Origin of the sequence: Klebsiella sp. CN_Kp091 (genome assembly GCF_040065095.1) — a bacterium.
Classification (GTDB): domain Bacteria; phylum Pseudomonadota; class Gammaproteobacteria; order Enterobacterales; family Enterobacteriaceae; genus Klebsiella; species Klebsiella aerogenes.
Genome location: NZ_JBEAIO010000035.1, coordinates 54,272 through 78,329, shown reverse-complemented (window position 1 = coordinate 78,329; position 24,058 = coordinate 54,272). Strand labels below are relative to the sequence as shown.

25 protein-coding genes, 1 other RNA gene and 1 pseudogene are annotated in these 24,058 nt (G+C 53.9%); 13 read left to right on the top strand and 14 right to left on the bottom strand.

Annotation, left to right across the window (positions count from 1 at the left end; translation table 11 throughout):
* Positions 1-18 precede the first annotated feature (18 nt).
* Entirely contained in the window at positions 19-1,140 is a 1,122-nt protein-coding gene (gene tyrA / locus ABLV17_RS14055) for a bifunctional chorismate mutase/prephenate dehydrogenase (protein WP_015703194.1), read from the bottom strand.
* A gap of 9 nt (positions 1,141-1,149) precedes the next feature.
* Entirely contained in the window at positions 1,150-2,220 is a 1,071-nt protein-coding gene (gene aroF / locus ABLV17_RS14050) for a 3-deoxy-7-phosphoheptulonate synthase AroF (protein ID WP_271032928.1), read from the bottom strand.
* 343 nt (positions 2,221-2,563) lie between these two features.
* On the opposite strand from aroF, the gene ABLV17_RS14045 reads away from it, so the two are divergent.
* From ABLV17_RS14045 to ABLV17_RS14035, 3 genes are read left to right on the top strand one after another with little or no spacing between them, the layout of a single operon-like run.
* A complete protein-coding gene (locus tag ABLV17_RS14045) occupies positions 2,564-3,073 on the top strand; it encodes a YfiR family protein (protein ID WP_026612240.1) in 510 nt (169 codons plus the stop codon).
* Positions 3,066-4,289 carry a diguanylate cyclase DgcN gene (gene dgcN, locus ABLV17_RS14040; protein WP_348854334.1) on the top strand — a complete coding sequence of 408 codons (1,224 nt, stop codon included), beginning with the start codon at positions 3,066-3,068 and terminating at the stop codon, positions 4,287-4,289. Before ABLV17_RS14045 ends, dgcN begins: the two co-directional genes overlap by 8 nt.
* 12 nt (positions 4,290-4,301) lie before the next feature.
* Positions 4,302-4,781 carry an OmpA family protein gene (locus ABLV17_RS14035; protein ID WP_047066771.1) on the top strand — a complete coding sequence of 160 codons (480 nt, stop codon included), beginning with the start codon at positions 4,302-4,304 and terminating at the stop codon, positions 4,779-4,781.
* Positions 4,782-4,786: 5 nt separating this feature from the next.
* Here the strand turns inward: ABLV17_RS14035 and ABLV17_RS14030 are convergent, their stop codons facing one another.
* From ABLV17_RS14030 to ffh, 7 genes are all read right to left on the bottom strand, one after another.
* Positions 4,787-6,157, bottom strand: a complete 1,371-nt coding sequence (locus ABLV17_RS14030) for a PepSY-associated TM helix domain-containing protein (protein WP_271032926.1) — start codon at positions 6,155-6,157, stop codon at positions 4,787-4,789.
* A gap of 56 nt (positions 6,158-6,213) precedes the next feature.
* Positions 6,214-6,663 (bottom strand): DUF2946 domain-containing protein, encoded by a 450-nt coding sequence (locus ABLV17_RS14025; RefSeq protein WP_271032925.1) that lies wholly within the window; start codon positions 6,661-6,663, stop codon positions 6,214-6,216.
* 120 nt (positions 6,664-6,783) lie between these two features.
* A complete protein-coding gene (rplS, locus tag ABLV17_RS14020; protein ID WP_002914145.1) occupies positions 6,784-7,131 on the bottom strand; it encodes a 50S ribosomal protein L19 in 348 nt (115 codons plus the stop codon).
* 39 nt (positions 7,132-7,170) lie between these two features.
* Positions 7,171-7,938, bottom strand: a complete 768-nt coding sequence (trmD, locus tag ABLV17_RS14015) for a tRNA (guanosine(37)-N1)-methyltransferase TrmD (protein WP_008806092.1) — start codon at positions 7,936-7,938, stop codon at positions 7,171-7,173.
* A 31-nt stretch (positions 7,939-7,969) separates the two neighbouring features.
* Positions 7,970-8,518, bottom strand: coding sequence for a ribosome maturation factor RimM (gene rimM, locus ABLV17_RS14010; protein ID WP_015703198.1), 549 nt, complete (start codon positions 8,516-8,518; stop codon positions 7,970-7,972).
* Positions 8,519-8,536: 18 nt separating this feature from the next.
* On the bottom strand, positions 8,537-8,785 hold the full coding sequence (rpsP, locus tag ABLV17_RS14005; protein ID WP_015370257.1) for a 30S ribosomal protein S16: 249 nt from the start codon (positions 8,783-8,785) through the stop codon (positions 8,537-8,539).
* 238 nt (positions 8,786-9,023) lie between these two features.
* A complete protein-coding gene (gene ffh / locus ABLV17_RS14000) occupies positions 9,024-10,388 on the bottom strand; it encodes a signal recognition particle protein (protein ID WP_020078159.1) in 1,365 nt (454 codons plus the stop codon).
* A gap of 166 nt (positions 10,389-10,554) precedes the next feature.
* On the opposite strand from ffh, the gene ABLV17_RS13995 reads away from it, so the two are divergent.
* Both ABLV17_RS13995 and ABLV17_RS13990 read left to right on the top strand, forming a co-directional pair.
* Complete coding sequence (locus tag ABLV17_RS13995; protein WP_015703199.1) at positions 10,555-11,346, top strand: inner membrane protein YpjD; 792 nt, start codon at positions 10,555-10,557, stop codon at positions 11,344-11,346.
* Between the two features lie 17 nt (positions 11,347-11,363).
* Complete coding sequence (locus tag ABLV17_RS13990; RefSeq protein WP_026612238.1) at positions 11,364-12,650, top strand: HlyC/CorC family transporter; 1,287 nt, start codon at positions 11,364-11,366, stop codon at positions 12,648-12,650.
* Between the two features lie 103 nt (positions 12,651-12,753).
* On the opposite strand, the gene grpE is transcribed toward ABLV17_RS13990, so the two are convergent.
* On the bottom strand, positions 12,754-13,344 hold the full coding sequence (grpE, locus tag ABLV17_RS13985) for a nucleotide exchange factor GrpE (protein WP_015370253.1): 591 nt from the start codon (positions 13,342-13,344) through the stop codon (positions 12,754-12,756).
* Between the two features lie 123 nt (positions 13,345-13,467).
* Here grpE and nadK point away from each other — a divergent pair, with 123 nt between their 5' ends.
* The 3 genes from nadK (at position 13,468) to bamE (ending at position 16,580) form a co-directional block, all read left to right on the top strand.
* On the top strand, positions 13,468-14,346 hold the full coding sequence (gene nadK, locus ABLV17_RS13980) for an NAD(+) kinase (RefSeq protein WP_015370252.1): 879 nt from the start codon (positions 13,468-13,470) through the stop codon (positions 14,344-14,346).
* Positions 14,347-14,432: 86 nt separating this feature from the next.
* Entirely contained in the window at positions 14,433-16,094 is a 1,662-nt protein-coding gene (gene recN, locus ABLV17_RS13975) for a DNA repair protein RecN (protein ID WP_271032924.1), read from the top strand.
* 147 nt (positions 16,095-16,241) lie between these two features.
* Positions 16,242-16,580 (top strand): outer membrane protein assembly factor BamE, encoded by a 339-nt coding sequence (bamE, locus tag ABLV17_RS13970; RefSeq protein ID WP_020078157.1) that lies wholly within the window; start codon positions 16,242-16,244, stop codon positions 16,578-16,580.
* A 63-nt stretch (positions 16,581-16,643) separates the two neighbouring features.
* On the opposite strand, the gene ABLV17_RS13965 is transcribed toward bamE, so the two are convergent.
* Together ABLV17_RS13965 and ABLV17_RS13960 are read right to left on the bottom strand one after the other, a co-directional pair.
* Positions 16,644-16,934 carry an RnfH family protein gene (locus tag ABLV17_RS13965; RefSeq protein ID WP_015370249.1) on the bottom strand — a complete coding sequence of 97 codons (291 nt, stop codon included), beginning with the start codon at positions 16,932-16,934 and terminating at the stop codon, positions 16,644-16,646.
* Positions 16,924-17,361 carry a type II toxin-antitoxin system RatA family toxin gene (locus ABLV17_RS13960; protein WP_015370248.1) on the bottom strand — a complete coding sequence of 146 codons (438 nt, stop codon included), beginning with the start codon at positions 17,359-17,361 and terminating at the stop codon, positions 16,924-16,926. The genes ABLV17_RS13965 and ABLV17_RS13960 overlap by 11 nt, the downstream gene beginning before the upstream one ends.
* A 153-nt stretch (positions 17,362-17,514) precedes the next feature.
* On the opposite strand from ABLV17_RS13960, the gene smpB reads away from it, so the two are divergent.
* From smpB to ABLV17_RS13945, 3 genes and pseudogenes are all read left to right on the top strand, one after another.
* Positions 17,515-17,997 carry an SsrA-binding protein SmpB gene (smpB, locus tag ABLV17_RS13955; RefSeq protein ID WP_015370247.1) on the top strand — a complete coding sequence of 161 codons (483 nt, stop codon included), beginning with the start codon at positions 17,515-17,517 and terminating at the stop codon, positions 17,995-17,997.
* A 144-nt stretch (positions 17,998-18,141) separates the two neighbouring features.
* Positions 18,142-18,504: a transfer-messenger RNA gene (gene ssrA, locus ABLV17_RS13950) on the top strand.
* A 192-nt stretch (positions 18,505-18,696) separates the two neighbouring features.
* Positions 18,697-18,798 (top strand): annotated as a pseudogene (locus ABLV17_RS13945) (preprotein translocase); the annotation flags it as partial.
* 157 nt (positions 18,799-18,955) lie between these two features.
* On the opposite strand, the gene ABLV17_RS13940 reads toward ABLV17_RS13945, so the two are convergent.
* Positions 18,956-19,756: a nucleotidyltransferase domain-containing protein gene (locus ABLV17_RS13940; RefSeq protein WP_271032923.1), complete on the bottom strand. Its 801-nt coding sequence runs from the start codon at positions 19,754-19,756 to the stop codon at positions 18,956-18,958.
* Between the two features lie 452 nt (positions 19,757-20,208).
* Here ABLV17_RS13940 and ABLV17_RS13935 point away from each other — a divergent pair, with 452 nt between their 5' ends.
* Together ABLV17_RS13935 and ABLV17_RS13930 are read left to right on the top strand one after the other, a co-directional pair.
* Positions 20,209-20,967 (top strand): hypothetical protein, encoded by a 759-nt coding sequence (locus tag ABLV17_RS13935; protein ID WP_058675793.1) that lies wholly within the window; start codon positions 20,209-20,211, stop codon positions 20,965-20,967.
* A gap of 1 nt (position 20,968) precedes the next feature.
* The gene (locus tag ABLV17_RS13930; protein ID WP_271032922.1) at positions 20,969-21,355 is read left to right on the top strand and encodes a hypothetical protein; all 387 of its coding nucleotides are present in this window, start codon (positions 20,969-20,971) and stop codon (positions 21,353-21,355) included.
* Positions 21,356-21,535: 180 nt separating this feature from the next.
* On the opposite strand, the gene torA is transcribed toward ABLV17_RS13930, so the two are convergent.
* Positions 21,536-24,058, bottom strand: a complete 2,523-nt coding sequence (gene torA, locus ABLV17_RS13925; RefSeq protein ID WP_348854333.1) for a trimethylamine-N-oxide reductase TorA — start codon at positions 24,056-24,058, stop codon at positions 21,536-21,538.

The following is a 24,058-nucleotide window of genomic DNA, read 5'->3' as shown; positions in this document are numbered from 1 at the left end:
TATACACGTTTAGCGGACTTACTGTCGATTATCATTCGCCTGACGCAGCAGCGTGCGGCTTTCGCTCTGGAAGCGCTGGGCGTAATCGCCAAACCAGTGTTCGACTTTACGGAAGCTGTCGATAAACGCCTGTTTATCGCCCTGCTCCAGCAGGCCAATCGCTTCGCCGAAACGCTGGTAGTAGCGCTTAATCAACGCCAGATTATTTTCTGACGACATAATGATGTCGGCATACAGCTGCGGATCCTGGGCAAACAGACGCCCCACCATCGCCAGCTCCAGCCGATAAATCGGCGAAGAGAGCGCCAATAGTTGCTCAAGACGAACGTTCTCTTCGGCCAGATGCAGGCCATAGGCGAAAGTGGCAAAGTGACGCAACGCCTGAATAAACGCCATGTTCTGATCGTGCTCAACGGCGCTGATGCGGTGCAGTCGCGCGCCCCAGACCTGAATCTGTTCAAGGAACCACTGATACGCTTCCGGCTGACGCCCGTCGCAGTACACCACCACCTGTTTCGCCAGGCTGCCGCTATCCGGACCGAACATCGGGTGTAATCCCAATACCGGGCCGTTATGCGCCGCCAGCATCGCCTGCAGCGGCTCGGCTTTGATGGAAGCCAGATCGACCAGAATGCAATCCGCCGGCAGCGGCGGCAGACGCGAAATCGTCTCTGCTGTGGTATGGATCGGAACGCTGACGATAACCATCCCGGCATCGGCGACAATCTCTGTCGCCCGCGGCCAGTCTTCTTTTTCCAGCACCCGCACCTGATAACCTGACAGCGTCAGCATCTTCTCAAACAGACGCCCCATCTGCCCGCCGCCGCCAACAATAACCACCGGGCGCAGATTCGGATGCAGCGTTTTGAAGCCTTTGTCGTTTTCACTTGAATACGATTCGCGCATCACCCGGCGCAGGACATCCTCGATAAGATCCGGCGGCACGCCGAGCGCCGCCGCCTCTTCCCGGCGGGAAGCCAGCATCGCGGCTTCGCGTTCCGGTACGTAAATCGGCAGGCCATATTTACTCTTAACCTCGCCAACTTCCGCCACCAACTCCAGGCGCTTTGCCAGCAAATCAAGCAGCGCCTTATCAACTTCATCAATTTGATCGCGCAATGCGGTCAGTTCAGCAACCATACAATCCTCTTAACCCAGACGTGCCGCCAGATGTCCGCGCAGATCGCTATCGAGCTCGCGCAGCAGTGCATCGGTAGTTTCCCAGCTGATGCAGGCATCGGTGACGGATACGCCGTACTTCATATCGCAACGGGGCTGCTCAGAAGACTGATTGCCTTCGTGGATATTGCTCTCAATCATCAGGCCAATGATGGAACGGTTGCCATCTTTGATCTGCGCGACGACGGATTCCGCAACCGCCGGCTGACGACGGTAGTCTTTATTGGAATTACCATGACTGCAATCTATCATCAGCGACGGTTTCAGTCCCGCCTGCGCCATCTCTTTTTCGCACTTCTCAACGTCTTCCGGGCCGTAGTTAGGCGCTTTGCCGCCGCGCAGAATGACGTGACCATCCGGATTCCCCTGGGTCTGCAGCAGACAAACCTGGCCGGCCTGGTTGATACCGACGAAGCGGTGCGGCATCGCGGCGGCGCGCATGGCGTTGATCGCCGTCGCCAGGCTGCCATCGGTACCGTTTTTAAAACCAACCGGCATCGACAGACCGGATGCCATTTCACGGTGAGTCTGCGATTCGGTGGTACGCGCGCCGATGGCGGACCAGCTGAACAGATCGCCAAGGTACTGCGGGCTATTAGGATCGAGCGCTTCTGTCGCCAGCGGCAGGCCCATATTGACCAAATCAACCAGCAGGCGACGCGCTATCTTGAGACCGCCTTCAACATCAAACGAGCCATCCATGTGCGGATCGTTAATCAGCCCTTTCCAGCCAACGGTGGTACGTGGCTTTTCAAAATAGACGCGCATCACCAGGTAGAGGCTATCGCTGACCTCTGCGGCAAGGGCTTTAAATCGACGAGCATATTCGATAGCAGCTTCCGGATCGTGGATTGAGCAAGGACCGCAGACCACCAACAGACGCGGATCGCGGCCGGCAATAATGTTGGAAATAGTCAGGCGGGAATGCGCGATCTGCGCTTCCTGCTCCACGGTTAACGGGAATTCGGCTTTCAGCTGATCCGGGGTAATCAGAACTTGTTCATCGGTAATATGTACGTTATTCAGCGCGTCTTTTTGCATGATGGCGATCCTGTATAGCTCGTTTGCGATAGTTGTTGCCTCAGCGGGCATGACGTAACCATACCATATAAAGTAAAGATATCAATCCATATTACGTAAACATTAATTTACACCAGCAAAATAATTGACATTGGATTAGCAGAAAAGTGTTCACATAAATGTACACATAACGAAAGACTCTTTTTGCCGCCGCGCTTTATGCATTCCTTTACTAAAATTCCTGGTAAGGATTATCTCAAAGCGGCCGGGGCAGCTAATGACGCTTTTTGCCAATAATGCTATTCTCCGCTCAGGCAACTGCGAACTGCGTTTCCCGTGCAATAACGATTTGACGGACCCGTTAATGAAAGAGTTTTACCGTCTATTTTTGCTTTTCTTTTTGCTCATCGCGGGAGTTCCCGCTTTTGCCGCTGAGACATCTGAGAACGTTCGCGCCATAGTTTCGGGGATTGTGACTTATACGCGCTGGCCAAATTTATCCGGCCCGCCGAAGTTATGCGTTTTTTCCACCTCCCGATATATCCGCAGTTTGGCTCAGGAAGCGCCGGAAAATTTACCTTATCAACCGGTGATAGTTCGAAATTCACAGGAAGCCCTAAAGGCCAGCTGCGACGGTTTGTATTTCGGCAGCGAAACCCCGGATCAGCAGTCTGCATTAACAAAAAAATATGGCTCCCGTCCTCTATTACTCATAGCGGAACAAAATACCGATTGCTCTTTTGGCAGCGCTTTTTGCTTGCTCATAAATGACGATAGGGTGAGGTTTTCCGTTAATCTGGATGTCCTGACGCATAGCGGTGTACGGGTCAATCCGGACGTACTGATGCTTGCCCGGAAGAAATCACATGAATAAGGATTTTTCTCAGGCCCCGCGCCCCACTTTCAAAAACGCGTTACGCCGAATCAGTATGATAAGCGTAGTGATTTCGATGACGCTGGTCTGGCTTTTGCTCAGTGCCGCCTCTGTCATCACTTTAAAACAGTACGCGCAAAAAAATCTTGAGCTCACCGCGGCAACCATGGGCCGCAGTCTCGAAGCGGCGCTGGTTTTTGGCGATGCTACCGCCGCAGAAGATACGCTGGCGACGCTTGGAAGACAGGGACAATTTTCCGAAGCTATGCTGCTGGACAGCCGTCAGCGCCATTTCGCCGAATGGTGTAATGACGCCTTAGTTAAAAACGAAAAATTCAGTGGTTATATTAGTAAATGGCTGTTTCCTGAACCGACCGTCCAGCCAATCTGGCATCAGGGGAAAATAATCGGTGAGCTTCGTCTGAAGGCGCTCGATCGGTTAATCAGTCATTTTCTTGGTACTTCGCTGATCGTGTTGACCGGTAGTATTCTGCTGGCGTCCGTTATCGCCCTGATGCTCACCCATTCTCTCCACCGCGGTATTGTCGCCGCGCTGCAAAGTATTACCGAAGTGGTACATGATATCCGCGAAAACCGCCATTTCTCGCGCCGTGTACCGGAAGAGCGTATTGAGGAATTCCATCTCTTCGCCCAGGACTTCAATAGCCTGCTCGGAGAAATGGAGGATTGGCAGCGTCAACTACAGGCGAAAAATGCGCAACTGCTGCGCAGCTCGTTGCATGATCCACTAACGGGATTGGCGAATCGCGCGGCGTTTCGCAACGTCATCGGGAAGCTGATGGACGATGACGCGGCACGTCATAGTTCGGCGCTGCTGTTTCTTGACGGCGATAATTTCAAACTCATTAACGATAACTGGGGACACGCCGCCGGCGATAAAGTCCTTATTGAGGTCGCCAGCCGCCTGATGGCATTCGTTGGCGACCAACACCAGGCATGGCGCCTGGGCGGCGATGAATTCGCCATTTTATTGCACGATGTGCATACCGAAACCGAAGTCCAGGCGCTTTGCGCAACGCTGTCCGAACAGTTTCTTCAGCCATTTAACCTCCACAATGGCCACACGGCAACGCTCTCTCTAAGTATTGGCTATGCTTTGACCTGGGAACACACCTCGGTGGAGGAGCTGCAGGAACTGGCCGATCAGAATATGTATCGGATGAAAAACCAGCGTTTTCATCACACACAAAAATAAGAAGGAATTACTATGCTCAGGCAATTTATTGCGCCCACTCTTCTGGCTGCATTTCTCCTCACTGGGTGCCAGGCGCCAGGTAAGTTCTCGAAAGAACAGGTCGCGGCAATGAAGTCTTACGGCTTTACCGAAGCCGCCGGTGATTGGTCTTTAGGTTTGTCTGACAGCATTCTGTTTGACAAAAACGACTATCGCCTGCGTCCCGACAGCCAGCAGCAAATCCACAGTATGGCCGCACGGTTAGCTGAAACCGGTATTACCCATAGCCGTCTTGAAGGTCATACCGATAACTACGGCGAAGACAGCTACAACGAAGCGCTGTCATTAAAGCGCGCCAACAGCGTGGCGGATGCCTGGGCTGAAGGCGCGAAGATCCCGCGCAGTAATTTAACCACCCGCGGGTTAGGTAAAAAGTACCCCATCGCCAGCAACGATACCGCGGCAGGCCGTGCTGAAAACCGCCGCGTTACCGTGGTGATCAGCACGCCTTAAGTACGTTAGTCTACCGACTTTGCCAGCCTCATCGCTGAAGCCGCGCGCCAGCGCAGGTAATCAACCACGAGGCACGCCGCGAGGCTGACGCCCATCAGCGGCACCGCCAGCCCGAGCAGGAGCGCTATTAACAGCGCAAGCGCCCGGGCGGCGACACTTAACCCCAGCCACGCTTGCACCAACGTTTGTGCAGGATTAAACGCACTCTGCGCCGGACGGCGGATCCACCACAGGCGATAGCCGACGACGATCATGACGCACAGGGCCAATCCGAATGCCACCAACAGCAACTGGTTCGCCACCCCGAACAGTAAACCCATATGAAAATCGACGCCCCAACGGGTCAGCTTAGCCATCAACGGGAAATCGCTAAAGCGGGTACGATCCACGACTTGTAACGTCTCGCCATCGATGGCCACCGCATCGACCCGCGTCGGCCAGCTACGGTCAATTTCATTCACCGTCCACGCCATTCCCGCGCCTTTTGGCGGCCGGATCTCCAGCTTGCTGGCCGTCAGCCCTGCGGCCTGCGCTACCTGTAATACGCTATCGAACCGATCCGCAGTCACTTTCACCTGTGGCTCATCCATTGCCATATGCGCCATGTGGTGCCCGGCGTGCGGATCGGGCGGCATCGCCTCCCCGCCATGAAGTTGCGTATTGACCTGCGGCGTTAGCCAGCCAAACGCGGCGCGCATCTTATCGACGTTACCGCCCGCCCACTGCGACCAGGTTAAGCCGGTGGCGGAAAACAGTAACATCCCAACCAGTAACATCCAGCCCAGCATCACGTGCAGACGGCGGGTATTTTGCAGCCGATTATTTATCCGCCGTTTCGGACGGGTCATCGCCCATAGCGCAATACCGCCCAACGCCGCGACCCACATCCAGGAGGCCGCCAGTTCGCTGTACAGTCTGCCGCCGTCGCCCAGCAGCAATGATTTATGCGCGTAATCAATCCACTGGCGCAGCGGTAAAATACCGCTGGTACCGTAAACCGTCAGATCGCCTTTGACCCGTAGCGTCACCGGGTCAACAAAAATAGCCCGGTTTTCTGATTCCCCCAGCCGCGGGTCGGCAAACATCACCCGCGTCGTTTCGCCGGCGGTAATACCCGGGCGCACGGCCTGCAGGCGGAGATTGTTTTGCGTAGCCTCTTTGGCGACGGCAATTTGCGCGCTAAGCGGCTGTTTTTCGCCCTTGAGCGAGCCCTGTAAGGCGTCATGGTACAGCCAGTTTTCCAGCTGCGGCGTGGCGACATACAGCGTGCCGGTAAAGGCCGCGACAAAGATAAATGGTCCGATAAACAGACCAATATAGAAATGGAGGCGCCGCAGCAGGTTTAACCATGCCGCGCGCGAGGTGCAGGTTGTCATACTCTTCCTTTTTTAAAGCAAAAGAGGTCGTTGCGCAGTACGCAGATTCATTTTTATTAAAGGGAAAAAGCAGACAGCCGCGGCGGCGCGCGGGTTTCAGGGTAGAGCCAGGGGAAGTAGTGCCAGTGTTTTAATACCGGGCGAGAAACCGGCAGGCGAATGCGCCGCAGGATCATGGCGAAGAACAGCGCCAGCGCGAACAGCAGCCCCGGTACGTGCGCTAATAGCACGCAATAGCCGCAGGCTTCGGCGTGATCAACCGGCATGCTATGCGCCGGCTGTGACGCGCTGTCAGCGCCGTGCATCATGGCCATCTCATGCCCGGACATCCCATCATGAGACTCGCCCATCGGCATAACATGATGCATTCCCGGCATTGCGCTCATGGGATCTTTCTGCAGCGAAACGGAGATCAGCGGCGCCACCACGATCAGCAGGATCGCAAACAGCGCCAGCCAGCCGGCCCGCCGTTGAAATGCTGGTTGTGAGAAAATAGTGCCGTTCACCGCCCCTCCGAAATCCGGGCGATATTGTAATTGATTTACATCAAAATAGTTAAAATTTAGATAAAAAAAGGGCCAGCCATCTGGCCAGCCCTTTCTATCAGGATGTCGCGAAAGCGAATCTTAGTTAAGACGCTCTTTGATACGAGCAGACTTACCGGTACGCTCACGCAGGTAGTACAGTTTAGCTTTACGTACAGCACCACGACGTTTAACAGCAATGCTGTCAACTACCGGAGAGTGAGTCTGGAAGACACGCTCAACGCCTTCGCCGTTGGAAATTTTACGAACAGTGAATGCAGAGTGCAGACCGCGGTTACGAATAGCGATAACCACGCCCTCGAATGCCTGCAGACGTTTTTTGGAACCTTCAACAACCCATACTTTCACTTCCACGGTATCACCCGGACGGAAGGAAGGTACGTCCTGCTTCATCTGTTCTTGTTCAAGTTGCTTAATAATGTTGCTCATAATTTAATCTCTTATCCTGGGTAAACTGATATTGGGGGCTCACGCCTGCCCATCATGTTTATGCTGCTGTTGCGCGTGTTCGCTTTTGAACTGCGCCAGCAACTTTGCTTGCTCTTCAGTCAGAGCCAGGTTTTCCAGAAGTTCAGGTCTTCTAAGCCAGGTGCGGCCCAGCGACTGCTTCAGACGCCAGCGACGTATCTCAGCATGGTTTCCCGACAGCAATACTGGCGGTACTTCCATCTCTTCTAACACTTCAGGACGGGTATAGTGCGGGCAATCCAGCAACCCATCAGCAAAGGAATCTTCCGTTGCTGATGCTTCATGTCCCAGTACTCCCGGAATGAACCGGGAAACGGAGTCAATCAGCGTCATTGCCGGTAACTCACCACCGCTGAGAACGTAATCGCCGATTGACCATTCTTCGTCAATTTCGGTTTGGATTACGCGCTCGTCTATCCCTTCGTAGCGACCACACACCAGAATCAGTTTCTGATTCGTTGCCAGTTCGCTGACGCCCGCTTGATCAAGCTTGCGTCCCTGAGGTGACAGATAAATCACCTTTGCGCCTTCACCTGCCGCGGCTTTTGCTGCATGAATGGCATCCCGTAAGGGTTGAACCATCATTAGCATCCCCGGTCCGCCGCCGTAAGGACGATCGTCCACGGTACGGTGCCGGTCATGAGCGAAGTCGCGAGGACTCCAGCTTTCGATGCTCAGCAGGCCATTTTTTACTGCCCGGCCAGTTACCCCGTAATCGGTAATTGCGCGGAACATTTCAGGAAACAGGCTAATTATGCCAATCCACATAGCGCCGTCTTTTACCGTTTATCCGGAGAATTTAAAAACCAGGATCCCAATCTACTTCGATAGTACGAGTAGCGAGATCGACTTTCTTGATAACCTGCCCATCGAGGAACGGAACCAACCGCTCCTTGATGCCAAATGCATCTTTCAGGTTTGCCTTGATGACGAGAACGTCATTCGACCCGGTTTCCATCATATCAATGACTTTACCCAGGCTATAGCCTTCGGTGGTAACTACCTGGCAGCCCATCAGGTCTTTCCAGTAATAGTCGCCCTCTTCCAGCGCCGGCAGCTGCGATGAATCCACGATAATTTCGCAATTAGTCAGGAGATTCGCCGCATCACGATCGTCAATGCCTTTCAGCTTGATGATGATGTCCTGATTGTGGTGGCGCCAGCTTTCCAGCTCAACAACCTGCCACTGACCCGCCTTCTGGATTAACCAGGGCTGATAGTCAAAAATGCTTTCAGCGTCTTCGGTGGAGGAAAACACTCTGAGCCAACCACGGATACCGTAGGAAGAACCCATTTTGCCCAATACAATCGGATCAACAGGTGCTTGTGCGGTGTGTTGCTTGCTCATCATGACCACCGTGACAGATTAAGCTGCTTTGTTAGCGGCTTTGATCAGCGCGGCAACGCGATCGGAAACAGTAGCGCCCTGGCCAACCCAGTGAGCGATACGATCCAGATCCAGGCGGGTGCCTTCTTCTTTCTCGGTAGCGATCGGGTTGAAGAAGCCAACGCGCTCGATGAAGCGACCGTTGCGTGCATTACGGCTGTCGGTGACAACAACCTGGTAGAACGGACGCTTTTTAGCGCCGTGACGTGCTAAACGAATAGTTACCATAACATCCTCTTGTGTGAATAAAACAACCGGGCCCCATCGAGGAACGGAGCCCGGTGTCATATTAAAAGCCCGAAAATTTTACTGATTTCTGTGCAAAAATCAATTCAAAACTACATACGCTAAATAATTCGAGTTGCAGGAAGGCGGCAAGTGAGTAAATCCCCGGGAGCGTACACAAGTACGTGACCGGGGTGAACGAACGCAGCCAACGCATCTGCGGCTTGAATTATGACGCGTATTAGCGGCCAGGAAAACCTGGCGGCATCATCCCTTTCATCCCGCGCATCATCTTCATCATGCCGCCTTTCGACTTCATCTTCTTCATCATGCGCTGCATGTCGTCGAACTGCTTCAGCAAGCGGTTCACGTCCTGCACCTGCATCCCGCAACCGGCGGCGATACGGCGTTTACGCGAACCTTTGATGATTTCCGGCTTGGCGCGCTCTTTCATCGTCATCGAGTTGATGATCGCTTCCATACGCACCAGCACTTTGTCGTCCATCTGCGCTTTCACGTTATCGGGAATTTGCCCCATGCCCGGCAGTTTGCCCATCAGGCTGGCCATGCCGCCCATGTTTTTCATCTGGCGCAGTTGCTCAAGGAAGTCGGTCAGATCGAAACCGTCGCCTTTCTTCAGCTTGGATGCCAGCTTCTCGGCCTGCGCGCGGTCAACTTTGCTCTCGATATCTTCGATAAGCGACAGCACGTCGCCCATGCCGAGAATACGGGAAGCGATACGGTCCGGGTGGAACGGCTCCAGCGCTTCGGTTTTCTCGCCGACGCCGAGGAATTTAATCGGCTTGCCGGTGATATGACGAATCGACAGCGCCGCACCGCCGCGGGCGTCGCCGTCTACTTTGGTCAGCACCACGCCGGTCAAAGGCAGCGCTTCGTTAAAGGCCTTCGCGGTATTCGCCGCGTCCTGACCGGTCATCGCATCGACGACAAACAGCGTCTCAACCGGATTAATCGCGGCGTGGACCTGTTTGATTTCGTCCATCATCGCTTCATCGACGTGCAGACGGCCGGCGGTATCCACCAGCAGCACGTCGTAGAATTTAAGCTTCGCTTCTTTCAGCGCCGCGTTGACGATATCAACCGGCTTCTGGCCAACGTCGGACGGGAAGAAATCCACGCCGACCTGCTCTGCCAGCGTTTCCAGCTGTTTAATCGCCGCCGGGCGGTATACGTCTGCGGAAACGACCAGCACTTTTTTCTTGTGCTTCTCGCGCAGGAATTTACCCAGCTTACCGACGCTGGTCGTTTTACCCGCACCCTGCAGGCCCGCCATCAGGACGACGGCCGGCGGCTGCGCGGCTAAATCCAGCGTCTGGTTTTCTTCGCCCATCGCCGCAACCAGCTCGTTGCGGACAATCTTGACGAACTCCTGACCTGGCGTCAGGCTTTTATTGACTTCATGGCCTACCGCGCTCTCTTTGACGCGGCTGATGAAATCACGCACCACCGGAAGCGCGACGTCGGCCTCCAGCAGCGCCATGCGCACTTCGCGCAGGGTGTCTTTAATATTGTCTTCGGTAAGGCGTCCGCGGCCGCTAATGTTGCGCAGCGTACGCGACAAACGATCGGTTAAATTATCAAACATTGTCTCTCGCCTGAGGTGGAAACGGTCGGTCGCCGCAGCGACACAAAAATACGAATTTGGCGCAGTATAACACGACATAAACCTGAATGTGCTGCAACGGTTGGAGCAGACGTCGCGTGACGCTATACTGCTTCTCTTTCTTATTTAGTCAACAGTCGACGCTCCTATGCCTGTGTTTGCTCTACTTGCCCTTGTCGCCTACTCCATCAGCCTTGCGCTGATCATCCCTGGCCTGCTGCAAAAAAACAGCAGCTGGCGGCGGATGGCGATTCTCTCCGCGACGATAGCGCTGATTTGCCACGCCTTCGCGCTGGAGTCACGTATTTTCCCCGGCGGCGAAGGTGGGCAAAATCTCAGCTTACTTAACGTCGGCTCGCTGGTCAGCCTGATGATCTGTACGGTGATGACCATCGTCGCCTCGCGTAATCGCGGCTGGCTATTGCTACCGATCGTATACGCTTTCGCGCTGATCAACCTCGCCTTCGCCACCTTCGTGCCTAACGAGTACATCACCCACCTCGAAACCACCCCGGGGATGTTGGTGCATATCGGCCTGTCGCTCTTTGCCTACGCCACGCTTATCATCGCCGCGCTGTACGCGCTGCAGCTGGCGTGGATTGACTATCAGCTTAAAAATAAAAAGCTGGCTTTCAGCAGCGAAATGCCGCCGCTGATGAGTATTGAGCGTAAAATGTTTCATATCACCCAGGTTGGCGTCGTGCTGCTGACCCTGACGCTGTGCACCGGGTTGTTCTATATGCACAACCTGTTTAATACCGAAAATATTGATAAAGCGGTGCTGTCTATCGTGGCCTGGTTTGTCTATATCGTACTGCTGTGGGGGCACTACCACGAAGGCTGGCGCGGCCGCCGGGTGGTCTGGTTTAACGTCGCCGGAGCCGGGCTGCTGACCCTGGCTTATTTTGGCAGCCGCGTCCTGCAGCAGTTTGTTAGTTAAAGACTAAGGAGTCTCTCCTGGAACACATTTCTACCACCACGCTGATCGTCACGCTGATCATCATGGTGATTATCTCCGCCTATTTCTCCGGTTCCGAAACCGGCATGATGACGCTGAACCGCTATCGGCTGCGCCATATGGCGAAACAAGGCAACCGCCCGGCTAAGCGGGTGGAAAAGCTGCTGCGTAAGCCGGATCGCCTCATTAGCCTGGTGCTCATCGGCAACAACCTCGTCAATATCCTGGCCTCGGCGCTGGGAACCATCGTCGGCATGCGTCTGTACGGCGACGCCGGCGTGGCTATCGCCACCGGCGTGCTCACCTTTGTCGTGCTGGTGTTTGCCGAAGTCTTACCTAAAACCATTGCCGCCCTGTACCCGGAAAAGGTTGCCTACCCCAGCAGTTTCCTGTTGGCGCCGCTACAGGTATTGATGATGCCGCTGGTGTGGCTGTTGAACACCATTACCCGCGTACTGATGCGCATGATGGGCATTAAGACCGATCACGTTATTAGCGGCGCATTGAGTAAAGATGAACTGCGAACGATTGTGAATGAATCCCGTTCACAAATCTCACGGCGGAATCAGGACATGCTGCTGTCGGTCCTGGATCTGGAAAAGGTCAGCGTTAATGACATCATGGTGCCGCGCAATGAGATCGTCGGTATCGATATCAACGATGACTGGAAATCTATCGTCCGCCAGCTAACCCACTCGCCGCATGGCCGTATCGTGCTGTATCGTGATTCGCTGGACGATGCCATCAGCATGCTGCGCGTCCGTGAAGCCTATCGTCTGATGACGGAAAAGAAAGAGTTCACAAAAGAGATCATGTTACGAGCGGCAGATGAGATTTACTTTGTGCCGGAAGGTACGCCGCTCAGCACGCAATTGGTGAAATTCCAGCGTAATAAAAAGAAAGTCGGCCTGGTGGTTGATGAATATGGTGATATTCAGGGACTGGTCACCGTTGAGGATATTCTTGAAGAGATTGTGGGAGACTTCACCACCTCGATGTCGCCGACCCTTGCCGAAGAAGTGACGCCGCTTAATGACGGCTCGGTGATTATTGACGGCGGCGCCAACGTGCGGGAAATCAACAAAGCGTTCAACTGGCACCTGCCGGAAGACGACGCGCGTACCGTTAACGGCATCATTCTGGAAGCGCTGGAGGAGATCCCGGTCCCTGGAACCCGCGTACGTATCGAACAGTATGATATCGATATTCTCGACGTACAGGACAATATGATTAAGCAGGTGAAGGTGATGCCGGTGAAATCATTACGCGAAAGCGTGGCCGAATAGCGCAGCCAGCAAAGAACAACGGCGAACTTCGGTTCGCCGTTTTTTTATTTAAAGCCAATAAAAACGGCCACCCGCAGGCAGCCGTTACTGGCGAACTAGCGAATTACTTCGCTTTCGCGACGGTTACCATTGCGGCGCGAATAGTACGACCGTTCAGGGTATATCCCTTCTGCATAACACCCAGTACGTTACCGGCAGCCACATCGTCAGACTCGACCATGGCGATAGCCTGATGCACGTTAGGATCCAGCGGTACGTTGGTATCGGCTACCACTTCCACGCCAAACTTACGCACGACGTCCAGCATCGATTTCAGAGTCAGTTCGATCCCTTCAACCATCGGCGCCATATCCGGGTTAGCTTTATCAGCCACTTCCAGCGCGCGATCCAGGCTATCGATAACCGGCAGCAGTTCGTTGACGAACTTCTCCAGGGCGAATTTATGCGCTTTCTCGATATCCTGTTCGGTGCGACGACGCAGGTTGTCTTCTTCCGCTTTTGCGCGCAGCATCACATCACGTTCACGCTTTTGCGCTTCGGCCAGCTGTGCTTCCAGATTCGCAATTTTTTCATCGCGCGGATCCACCTGCTCAGCAGAAACCTCAGGCTCTACCGCCTCTACGTTGTCGTGCTGCTCCGTGATAATTTCTTCCGGGGCTTGCCCCTCAGGCGTTTTCTGTTCTTTACTACTCATGAATTTCTCCGCGTTTTTTTCGCATTCATCTCGCTAACTTCGCTTATTATGGGGATCAGTTTCCGGGATTCAAGGGAAGCAGACAGATTGTCATCATTCATTTAACCCAAGGACATCCAGATCATGAAGAACCATTTCAAGTGTATCGGCATTGTGGGACACCCTCGTCACCCAACCGCCCTGACCACACATGAAATGCTCTGGCGCTGGCTATGCGGCAAAGGCTATGAGGTGCTGGTCGAGCAGCAAATCGCCCATGAACTCCAGCTTAGCAATGTTAAAACCGGCACGCTGGCGGAAATCGGCCAGCAGGCGGATCTGGCGGTGGTAGTCGGCGGTGACGGCAATATGCTCGGCGCGGCGCGTACCCTGGCGCGCTATGACATCAACGTCATCGGCATTAACCGCGGCAATCTTGGTTTTCTTACCGACCTTGACCCGGATAACGCGCTCCAGCAGTTGGCCGACGTACTTGAAGGCCACTATATCGCCGAAAAACGTTTTCTGCTGGAAGCCCAGGTGTGCCAGCATGACTGCCAGAAGCGCATCAGCACGGCTATCAATGAAGTAGTGCTGCATCCGGGTAAAGTCGCGCACATGATTGAGTTCGAGGTCTATATCGATGAAGTGTTCGCCTTCTCCCAGCGCTCCGACGGCCTGATCATCTCCACGCCTACCGGTTCGACGGCCTATTCGCTCTCTGCCGGCGGCCCTATTCTCACCCCTTCTCTGGACGCCATCACCCTGGTGCCGATGTTCCCGCATACGCTATCAGCGCGGCCGCTGGTGATTAACGGCGATAGCACCATTCGCCTGCGCTTCTCGCAGCGCTGCAACGATCTGGAAATCAGCTGCGACAGCCAGATTGCGCTACCCATCCAGGACGGCGAAGATGTGCTCATCCGCCGCTGTGATTATCACCTTAATCTGATTCACCCGAAAGACTACAGCTATTTCAATACATTAAGCACTAAGTTGGGCTGGTCGAAAAAATTGTTCTGATTTTACAAGCTGCCTCTTTACTGGATAAAAAACCAGTTTATACTGTACGAAAACACAGTAATGGTTTTTCATACAGGAAGGCAGCTATGTTGGCGCAACTCACCATCAGCAATTTCGCTATCGTTCGTGAACTGGAAATTGATTTTCACAGCGGCATGACCGCCATCACCGGGGAAACCGGCGCCGGGAAATCCATTGCCATCGACGCGCTGGGGCTGTGCCTCGGCGGCCGAGCCGAAGCTGACATGGTGCGCCGCGGCGCCAGCCGTGCCGACCTGTGCGCGCGCTTCGCGCTGAAAGATACCCCTGCCGCCCAGCGCTGGCTGGAAGAAAACCAACTGGAGAGCGGGCGTGAGTGTTTACTTCGCCGCGTGATCAGCGCTGACGGCCGCTCCCGCGGTTTCATCAACGGCACCGCCGTGCCTCTTTCTCAGCTTCGCGAGCTGGGCCAGTTGCTTATCCAGATCCACGGCCAGCATGCCCATCAGTTACTCACCAAAGCCGAACATCAGAAAACCCTGCTTGATGGTTATACCGGTGAGTATGCGCTTACTCAACGCATGGCGGAGCGCTACCGCCAGTGGCACCAGAGCTGCCGGGAGCTGGCGCAGCATCAGCAGCAGAGCCAGGAGCGCGCCGCCCGCGCAGACCTGCTGCAATACCAGCTCAAAGAGCTGAACGAATTTAATCCTCTGCCGGGCGAGTTCGAACAGATTGACGAAGAGTACAAACGTCTGGCCAACAGCGGCCAGCTGCTCAGTACCTGTCAGCATGCGTTAACGGTACTGGCCGACGGTGAAGAGGCCAATTTGCAAAGCCAGCTTTATACCGCTAAACAGCTGGTTAGCGAGCTGGTCGGTATGGATAGCAAACTCTCCAGCGTGCTCGATATGCTGGATGAAGCCTCTATTCAGCTCAGCGAGGCGACCGATGAGCTGCGCCACTACAATGACCGTCTCGATCTCGACCCTAACCGTCTATTCGAGCTGGAACAGCGCATTTCCCGGCAGATTGCGCTGGCGCGTAAGCATCAGATTGCCCCGGAAGAGCTGCCGGCGTTCTATCAGGCCATGCTGGATGAGCAGCGCCTGCTGGACGACAGCGCCGGTTCGCTGGAGTCGCTGAGCCAGCTGGTCGTTGAGCATCACCGCCAGGCGCTGGAAACGGCGCAAGAACTGCACGCCCTGCGTCAGCGCAGCGCCGACGAACTCACCCAGTTGATTACTGAAAGTATGCACTCACTTTCTATGCCTCACGGGGTGTTTGCCATTGATGTCGCCTTTGATGAACGCCATCTGACCGCCGAAGGCGCCGACCATATTGAGTTCCGCGTTACCACCAACCCGGGGCAACCGCTGCAGCCGATCGCTAAAGTGGCCTCCGGCGGCGAGCTGTCGCGTATCGCACTGGCTATTCAGGTTATTACCGCTCGTAAAATGGAGACCCCGGCGCTGATTTTCGATGAGGTCGATGTCGGCATCAGCGGCCCGACGGCGGCGGTGGTCGGCAAACTGCTCCGCCAGTTGGGAGAATCCACGCAGGTCATGTGCGTGACTCACCTGCCGCAGGTTGCTGGCTGTGGTCACCATCATTTCTTCGTCTGCAAAGAGACCGATGGCGAGATGACCGAGACGCACATGCATGCGCTGGATAAACGCGCCAGACTGCAGGAACTGGCCCGTCTGCTGGGCGGTAGCGAGGTGACCCGCAACACCCTGGCGAACGCGAAAGAGTTGCTTGCGGCGTAAACTTTTTGATTTTCACAGAGTCATAGTGAACAGCAAATTGCCAATAGACCTGCAGTCGAAGGTTCCCAACCGGGCAAAGGTCTATTATTATCGGCATATTACAGATGAGCCACGTATTGCTCGGGCCCAAAAAGGAATCAAATCACTATGCGCTGTAAAACGCTGACTGCTGCCGCAGCGGTTCTCCTTATGTTGACCGCAGGCTGTTCCACTCTGGAACGAGTGGTTTACCGTCCTGATATCAACCAGGGTAACTATCTGGCACCTAATGATGTAGCAAAAATCCGTGTCGGCATGACGCAACAGCAGGTTGCTTATGCGCTGGGTACGCCGATGATGTCAGATCCATTTGGTAGCAACACCTGGTTCTACGTTTTCCGCCAGCAGCCGGGCCATGAGAAAGTGAGCCAGCAGACACTGACGCTGACCTTCGACAGCAGCGGTGTGTTAACCAACATTGATAACAAACCGGCGCTGACCAAGTAATCTCAGGCCAGTTGAAATGCAAAAAGCGCTCAATGAGCGCTTTTTTTAATTGTGCCTTCCCGCTTATTTCTCAGCGTGCTTTTCAGCTCGCTGCCGACGCAGCTCTTTCGGGTCAGCAATCAGCGGGCGATAAATCTCTACGCGGTCGCCATCATGGACTTCGTCATGCAGCTTGACCGGACGGCTGTAGATGCCGACTTTATTCTTCGCCAGATCGATATCTTCGCGCAGCGCCAGAATACCGCTGGAGATAATCGCCTGCTCGACCGTTGCCCCAGCCTGCAGCTTCACGCGTTGCAGGTACTGTTTTTCCGGCAACGCATAGGCGACTTCAACCACAATATTAGCCGACACGATACACCTCTTTGGCGCGCGTGGTGAACGCCTGCACCATATTGGCGGCCAGCTCTTTAAAGATGCGACCAAAAGCCATTTCAATCAGCTTGTTGGTGAACTCAAAATCGAGATGAAACTCAATTTTGCACGCATCCGGGCTGAGCGGAATAAACTTCCAGCCGCCAATCAGCTTTTTGAACGGCCCATCGACCAGGCTCATCAGGATACTCTGGTTATCGGTCAGCGTATTACGCGTCGTGAAAGTCTTGCTGATGCCGGCCTTGGACACATCAACCGCCGCCGTCATTTGCGTCGGCCCGGCCTCCAGCACTCGGCTACCGGTGCAGCCAGGCAGGAAATCGGGATAGGACTTCACATCATTTACGAGTTGATACATCTGTTCCACGCTGAAAGGCACCAGCGCAGTACGGCTAATCTGAGGCATAGCAGGTTCCACATTTAAACACGGGACAAATAATATCATTTATCTGCTGCTAAAAAAAACGCTGTACCATAACTCGTGCTAAGATAGCCCATTACGCCTCGCAGGAAGGATTGAGGTAACAATGTTTAGAACTAGCGATGACTTCAGGACATTATGACTAAGAAAAAAGCCCACAAACCTGGATCAGCCACCATTGCGCTGAATAAACGCGCCCGTCACGAATACTTTATCGAAGATGAATACGAGGCAGGCCTCGCGCTGCAGGGTTGGGAAGTGAAATCTCTGCGTGCCGGCAAAGCCAACATCGGCGATAGCTATGTCATTCTGAGAGATGGCGAAGCCTATCTTTTCGGCGCCAACTTTACGCCAATGGCGGTCGCCTCCACGCATTACGTTTGCGATCCGACCCGTACCCGCAAGCTGCTGCTCAATCAGCGCGAGCTCGATGCGCTATACGGCCGCATCAACCGCGAAGGTTATACCGTCGTCGCCCTGTCGTTGTACTGGAAGAACGCCTGGTGCAAAGTGAAAATCGGCGTGGCGAAAGGTAAGAAACAACACGATAAGCGCACCGACGTGAAAGATCGTGAATGGGCGGTCGATAAGGCGCGCATCATGAAGAATGCCGGGCGGTAATACCCCCCTCTCTGCGGGCCAGCTCCCCCTGGCCCCACGCTATATTGCTGTTGTCGCTGCTTTTTCATTCGATATGCCGCCAGAATCCTCGCTTCGGGGGCTGGTAACCACCTTCACAAATCTGTTATACTTCAAGTACACATTGGGGCTGATTCTGGATTCGACGGGATTCGCGAAACCCAAGGTGCATGCCGAGGGGCGGTTGGCCTCGTAAAAAGCCGCAAAAAAATAGTCGCAAACGACGAAAACTACGCTTTAGCAGCTTAATAACCTGCTTAGAGCCCTCTCTCCCTAGCCTCCGCTCTTAGGACGGGGATCAAGAGAGGTCAAACCCAAAAGAGATCGCGCGGATGCCCTGCCTGGGGTTGAAGTGCTAAAACTAATCAGGCTAGTTCGTTAGTGGCGTGTCTGTCCGCAGCTGGCGTGCGAATGTAAAGACAAACTAAGCATGTAGTACCGAGGATGTAGGAATTTCGGACGCGGGTTCAACTCCCGCCAGCTCCACCAAAATTCTCCATCGGTGATTACCAGAGTCATCCGATGAAGTCCTAAGAGCCCGCACGGCGCAAGCCCTGCGGGCTTTTTTGTGCCTTGAATTTGTCCCGCGAAGTCCGAAGAGAACTCATTAAATCCGAACCTTTTAGGCACCTCATAAAGCTTTATTGTTTTTGAGGTGCCTAAAACTATGGAAACCCGGCAATACCAAGACAAACCAAACCTCTCTCAGTTAAAGAAATCGAATCTGCCAAATCCAAAGAAGCGGGCTACGTTCTCTATGATGGTGGTGATGGTGTAAATATCTCATACAGGCAGGTCACGTTTTTAGATAGCGGACCTTACTCTTGACACCTGAACCTGGCTTTAGCATGGGATTGTAGTAACTAACTGCGACAGCCAATCTTGGGATTTAGATCGCTGGTACTTTTACTCCGGCCGTATAAGCGACCGGAGTACAGATTTAACCCCTCTCAGAATACGCTTTCAGCATCGCAAGAACCGCCCAACGAGCCGCATCATCTGCGATATTCTCAGGCAGAGCATCAGCTCGCAGATTGATATAAGCGTCAACAGCCATTCTGATGGCCATGCTGACGGAGTCATGATCGTGCGTTGCCAGCGTGGAAGTCAGCAGGCCATCAGGGTCAATGCCGTGGAATTCAATGCGGCGAACCCCACGTTGCGGAAGATTGGCACGACGGTACAACATTGGCCCCAGCACCTGCTCACGGAAGAATGACAGCATACCAATCGCTTCAAAGAGTTCGCCCCTTCCCAACTTAACCACTGCATAATGCAGCCAGATCCAGGCTCGGGACTCAAACCACTCCGGCGTCATATCAGGCCAGTGAGCACTAAATTTTGCCAGTTGTCGCTGCAGAGCAGTGTTATCACGGGTAAATAACACTGCTGGCTCCTCAACGCGTTGAGTGAGCATTTCCAGAGTGACGAATTTTAGATCGACATGAAGTAGTTCTGGGCCATACAGGCATATTAGCAGGCGAGGCTCTCCGACATGTTCCCCGGTAAAAGCATGGAGCAGATGGCCTAATGTTCCGGCAAGCTCCCTACGCTGCGTCATGATTTCGTCATAGTGGAGAGTGTCTACGACAACGACAAAATCGAGATCGGAGTATTTATCAAACCCACCATGAACAATCGAGCCGCCAGCGAGAAGGGAGTGAATTCGCGAATCAGACTGAAATTTAAGTTTGAGTTGCTCTGCAAAACTTCTATGTAAATCGGGTAATGTACTCAGCATACTTTTTCCTGTTCACAAAAAATACAAAGCATTTCAGAATATCGAGTTGTTTATATTCGGGCCAGATATTTTTTGCAGGAACAGTGATGTCCGCAGCAGGTTATCCCGACGAGAAATATTGTCCTGTGAGTCTGGCGCTACTTCTGGCAATCGTTTATTCCGGTATCTGACATACACTGTAGTGTCAGATACGCATTGTGAAGTGATAACTCTTCGCACTTCACTTGCTATGTACTTAATATTTTAATAAAAATAACTTATTGAACAGTATGGCCCGTAAAACAAAATAGAATTTTAAGCTCTATTCAAAACACAGCGGGAGCTTAGTTGCAGTAACTAAGGGAACTCCGAATTGCCGGTTTCGTTTCAGAAATCATATAGAGTTCACTTAGCAAAAAAACAGACCATAAGTATCATTAGGAACCTATCTATTAGTAATGATGAGGTGCTGAGTGGGATTCACATACCCTGCTGTCGCTGGAGCACTGCAGAATGATCAGAGAGCCTTTTCTGCTGCTCTGGCCTCGCTGCAAGGAACGGCATCAAACTTTGCCGCGCATTGTATTCAGGACTCCCGTGTTAGAGTGCAATATCTACGTGATATTCAAAACATGTCCGCCGAGTTTGTTCAATCAGTTGGAAGCGGGAAAATGTCTCCCAGAGAAGCCGCCACATTAGCCTCTCAGATGCGTAACGAAATTCTGGATCTTTCACGGCTAAGAAACAGCCCTGTCGGTAGAGCCTACGCGAAAAAGTTAAAACCATCGGGGCGTACGATGGCTGACCTAACCGAACATTATGCTACGAAGATGTTTCAGCAACCTTTCGAGTCTCTATCGGAAAGACAGCAGGCCACAATCTTTAAAGAAATGATCCACTCGGCTGGACGTGACAGGGGCGCAGTATCGGGAATCGCTAAAACCTTGGGTATGGCCGGTAAGCGTGTCCTCTTTGTCTCTTTAGCTGTCGCCGCTTACGAAATCTATCAAGCGGAAGATAAAACCACCGAAACGATGCATCAAGGTGCGATAGCCGCTGCTGGTGTTGCCGGAGGATGGGGAGCCGGAGCTGCAGTGGTCGCAACAGGTGTTTGTGCGGCAACTGCGCCTGTTTGTATTGGTGTTGCAGCATTAGTGGGCGGAATTCTCGCATCGGTCGGAACAGACCTTCTGTTTGGAACCTTATATGTTTCACCACAGGGGAGAAACTAATATGCAACTAACAGAAGCTCAACTGATGACCCGCGTTCCTGTCTGGCACGCATTATCGGAGCTGTTTACCGGGCGCGAACTCCAGGACTACGATTACCGATGGATGGCGCAGAAGTTAAAGGAGTCTGGTTTAAGCCGGGAAGAGATCTTTGTGATTCTGGATGAGGAAGTTGCCCCTGCCCTCCAGTCAAATCTTCTCTACAACCCAACGCCGGTGATGGACGGTTGGTCAGAGGAAGATATTAAAAAGCTCGTTACAGAGTATATATATAAGAAGCCGACAATTATCGAGCGCATTATTCCAACCCGCTTACTGCTGAAACAGCGACGTAAACACATTCAGGATGAACTCAACAAGCTTTCCGATGAGCTGGGTAAATCCTACTGAAAGGGTTTTAAGCGAAGCGATTGGCATACATTTAGGTATACACCCAAAAGCCAGGCTCATGCAGTACAGGAAATAAGACGTTGTGGAATTAGCGATGCCGCGAATATATTCACTTTCACCAGATAAACGGACACTCCCTCACGGAAGTGTCCGTTTTGTCTTTCAAACGTCAGCTGCGGGTTACGCGCCTACCGGCACATCATGCGCGGTGTTTTTCAGCGCCGGTCCGGTGTACTTCTCGATCTGCAGCTGCGACATCTGGCCACAGTTCCCCTGCGCCAGGCTGGAGGAGCCCACGTCAAAGGTCAGACAGTTGACGTTACCGTTTTTACACAGCGATCCCGGCTGTGACGGATCGGCCGGATCAAACCATGCCCCTTCGCTGATGCGCACCACGCCTTCGCGAACGTTATCGGTAATCACCGCTCCGACCAGGATCTGCCCGCGATCGTTAAAGGCGCGAACCAGATCGCCTTCGCTGATGCCGCGCGCGCTCGCATCTTTCGGATGGATCCAGATGGCTTCGCGATCGGCTACCGCGTATTTCTTGCGCAGCGGCGTATTATCGAGCTGAGAGTGCAGACGGTTAATCGGGTGACCGGTATTGAGCGACAGCGGATATTTCTCGGCTTCCGGCCCGCGATACCACTCGTGCGGCGGCATCCAGGTTGGAATCGCTTTACAGTCCTCGTAGCCCATTTTGGCGATGGCGTCAGAGTAGATCTCGATTTTCCCTGACGGCGTCCCCAGCGGGTTGAGCAGCGGGTTCTCGCGGAAATCGGCGAAACGCACCCACTGGGTGTTCTCTTGCGGGATCGGGAAGCGAATGTAGTTATTGGAAGCCCAGAACATATCAAACGGCGGCAGCGCCACGCGGGCGTTGCGCGCCTGGGCTTTCATCTCGTCATACATGCCCTTCAACCACAGCATCTCATCTTTGCCTTCGGTAAAGGCTTCATGCACCCCAAGGATCTCGGAAATCCCCGCAAAGACATCAAAGTCGTTTTTCGCTTCGTTCTGCGGCGGTACGCACTGGCGCAGCGGGAAGACATAAAGCTGCGAATAGTCGCCGCCCATGTCCATATCGTTACGCTCGTAGGTGGTGGTCACCGGCAGTACGATGTCCGCGTGTTTCGCCGTCGCCGTCCAGTACGGTTCGTTCACCACCACGGTTTCCGGATGCTGCCAGGCTTTCACCAGGTTGTTGGTATCCTGATGCTGGTGGAAGGTGTTACCGCCCGCCACGTACACCATTTTAATATCCGGATAGGTGACTTTCGTGCCGTTATAGTCGATGGTCTTGCCTGGGTTCGCCAGCGCATCGGCGATGCGCGCCACAGGGAACGGCGTAATATCTTTCGCCGCCGGCGACGTTGGGCTACCGGCGGAGATCCCCGCCAGAATACCGCCGCGCGCGGTTGGGCTACCGCCGGAAGAGTAGTGATAGCTAAAGCCGAAACCGCCGCCGGGCAGGCCAATCTGCCCCAGCATCGCCGCCAGCGTCACCATCATCCAGTGAGCTTGTTCGCCATGATGCTGACGCTGAATGCCCCAGCCGCCCATGATCATGGTGCGATGCTTCGCCATATCTCGCGCCAGCTGCTTGATAGTCTCAGCATCAACGCCGCTGATATCCGCAGCCCAGTTGGCATCCTTAACGACGCCATCTTTTTTACCGTTCAGGTAAGCTTCAAATTTATCGAACCCTACGGTGTAGGTTTTCAGGAAATCAGGGTTATGCAGATTTTCAGCCAGCAGCGTATGGGCCACCCCCGCCATCAGCGCGCAGTCGGTGTAGCTGCGCGGGGCGATCCACTCGGCGCCTAACTCACGCGCGCTGTCGCTGCGCACCGGGTCGATACAGATCATCCGGGTGCCCTTTTTCTTCAGCGCTTCAAAGCCCGTCTGGCCGACGTGATCCGGCAGGTTCCAGCTGTTTTTCAGCGTGATCATGGGGTTACAACCGATCATCACCACCAGCTCGCTGTTATCAATCACGTTTGGCCACGCGGTCTGCTGTTCGTAAACTTCAACAGAGCCGACCACGTGCGGCATAATCACCTGCGCCGCGCCGGTGGAGTAGTCACCGGAATAGCCGACAAAGCCGCCCGCCAGGTTCATCATGCGCTGCAGCAGCGTTCTTGGGTTATGGAACATCCCGACGCTTTTCCAGCCGTAAGAACCGGCATAAATAGATGATGGGCCATGCTCTTTTTGCAGACGGCTGATTTCACCCGCCACCAGATGCAGGGCTTTATCCCAGCTGACGCGGACCCACTCATCGCGGCCGCGCAGCTCTGGCTTACTGTTTTTCGCCCCGCCTTCTAACCAGCTTTTACGCACCATCGGATATTTAATCCGGTTTTCGGCGTGAACCTGATACGGCGCCATAGTAATCAGTTCGTTGGGATACGGATCGTCTTTTATTGGGCGAACGTCAACCATTTTGCCGTCGCGAACGATGGCTTCAAACGCGCCCCAGTGGGCGCCGGTGAGAATCCCGCTTTCCGCCTGGCGCAATGCGATAAACTGCGGCATCGCCTGGCTGATGGCCTCCGCCAGCGCCGAACGCGGCCACAGCCCCGCCAGCAGCGGCGCCGCCATCAGGGCGCTGGCGCCAGCCAGAAAACGGCGACGCGTCAGATTCATACCGGGTTCCTGGCTCTGATCCGCCATGTCATAATCGTTATTCTTTTTCATCAT

What these genes read in the sequence shown, in the direction of transcription:
- ABLV17_RS13960 (WP_015370248.1), bottom strand. Translation starts at nt 17,361, where the DNA reads ATGCCTCAGATTAGCCGTACTGCGCTGGTGCCTTTCAGCGTGGAACAG.
- ABLV17_RS14030 (WP_271032926.1), bottom strand. Translation starts at nt 6,157, where the DNA reads ATGACAACCTGCACCTCGCGCGCGGCATGGTTAAACCTGCTGCGGCGC.
- rimM (WP_015703198.1), bottom strand. Translation starts at nt 8,518, where the DNA reads ATGAGCAAGCAACACACCGCACAAGCACCTGTTGATCCGATTGTATTG.
- dgcN (WP_348854334.1), top strand. Translation starts at nt 3,066, where the DNA reads ATGAATAAGGATTTTTCTCAGGCCCCGCGCCCCACTTTCAAAAACGCG.
- smpB (WP_015370247.1), top strand. Translation starts at nt 17,515, where the DNA reads ATGACTAAGAAAAAAGCCCACAAACCTGGATCAGCCACCATTGCGCTG.
- ABLV17_RS13940 (WP_271032923.1), bottom strand. Translation starts at nt 19,756, where the DNA reads ATGCTGAGTACATTACCCGATTTACATAGAAGTTTTGCAGAGCAACTC.
- grpE (WP_015370253.1), bottom strand. Translation starts at nt 13,344, where the DNA reads ATGAGTAGTAAAGAACAGAAAACGCCTGAGGGGCAAGCCCCGGAAGAA.
- torA (WP_348854333.1), bottom strand. Translation starts at nt 24,058, where the DNA reads ATGATGAAAAAGAATAACGATTATGACATGGCGGATCAGAGCCAGGAA.
- nadK (WP_015370252.1), top strand. Translation starts at nt 13,468, where the DNA reads ATGAAGAACCATTTCAAGTGTATCGGCATTGTGGGACACCCTCGTCAC.
- rplS (WP_002914145.1), bottom strand. Translation starts at nt 7,131, where the DNA reads ATGAGCAACATTATTAAGCAACTTGAACAAGAACAGATGAAGCAGGAC.
- recN (WP_271032924.1), top strand. Translation starts at nt 14,433, where the DNA reads ATGTTGGCGCAACTCACCATCAGCAATTTCGCTATCGTTCGTGAACTG.
- ABLV17_RS13995 (WP_015703199.1), top strand. Translation starts at nt 10,555, where the DNA reads ATGCCTGTGTTTGCTCTACTTGCCCTTGTCGCCTACTCCATCAGCCTT.
- ABLV17_RS14045 (WP_026612240.1), top strand. Translation starts at nt 2,564, where the DNA reads ATGAAAGAGTTTTACCGTCTATTTTTGCTTTTCTTTTTGCTCATCGCG.
- tyrA (WP_015703194.1), bottom strand. Translation starts at nt 1,140, where the DNA reads ATGGTTGCTGAACTGACCGCATTGCGCGATCAAATTGATGAAGTTGAT.
- ABLV17_RS13930 (WP_271032922.1), top strand. Translation starts at nt 20,969, where the DNA reads ATGCAACTAACAGAAGCTCAACTGATGACCCGCGTTCCTGTCTGGCAC.
- ABLV17_RS14035 (WP_047066771.1), top strand. Translation starts at nt 4,302, where the DNA reads ATGCTCAGGCAATTTATTGCGCCCACTCTTCTGGCTGCATTTCTCCTC.
- trmD (WP_008806092.1), bottom strand. Translation starts at nt 7,938, where the DNA reads ATGTGGATTGGCATAATTAGCCTGTTTCCTGAAATGTTCCGCGCAATT.
- bamE (WP_020078157.1), top strand. Translation starts at nt 16,242, where the DNA reads ATGCGCTGTAAAACGCTGACTGCTGCCGCAGCGGTTCTCCTTATGTTG.
- ffh (WP_020078159.1), bottom strand. Translation starts at nt 10,388, where the DNA reads ATGTTTGATAATTTAACCGATCGTTTGTCGCGTACGCTGCGCAACATT.
- aroF (WP_271032928.1), bottom strand. Translation starts at nt 2,220, where the DNA reads ATGCAAAAAGACGCGCTGAATAACGTACATATTACCGATGAACAAGTT.
- rpsP (WP_015370257.1), bottom strand. Translation starts at nt 8,785, where the DNA reads ATGGTAACTATTCGTTTAGCACGTCACGGCGCTAAAAAGCGTCCGTTC.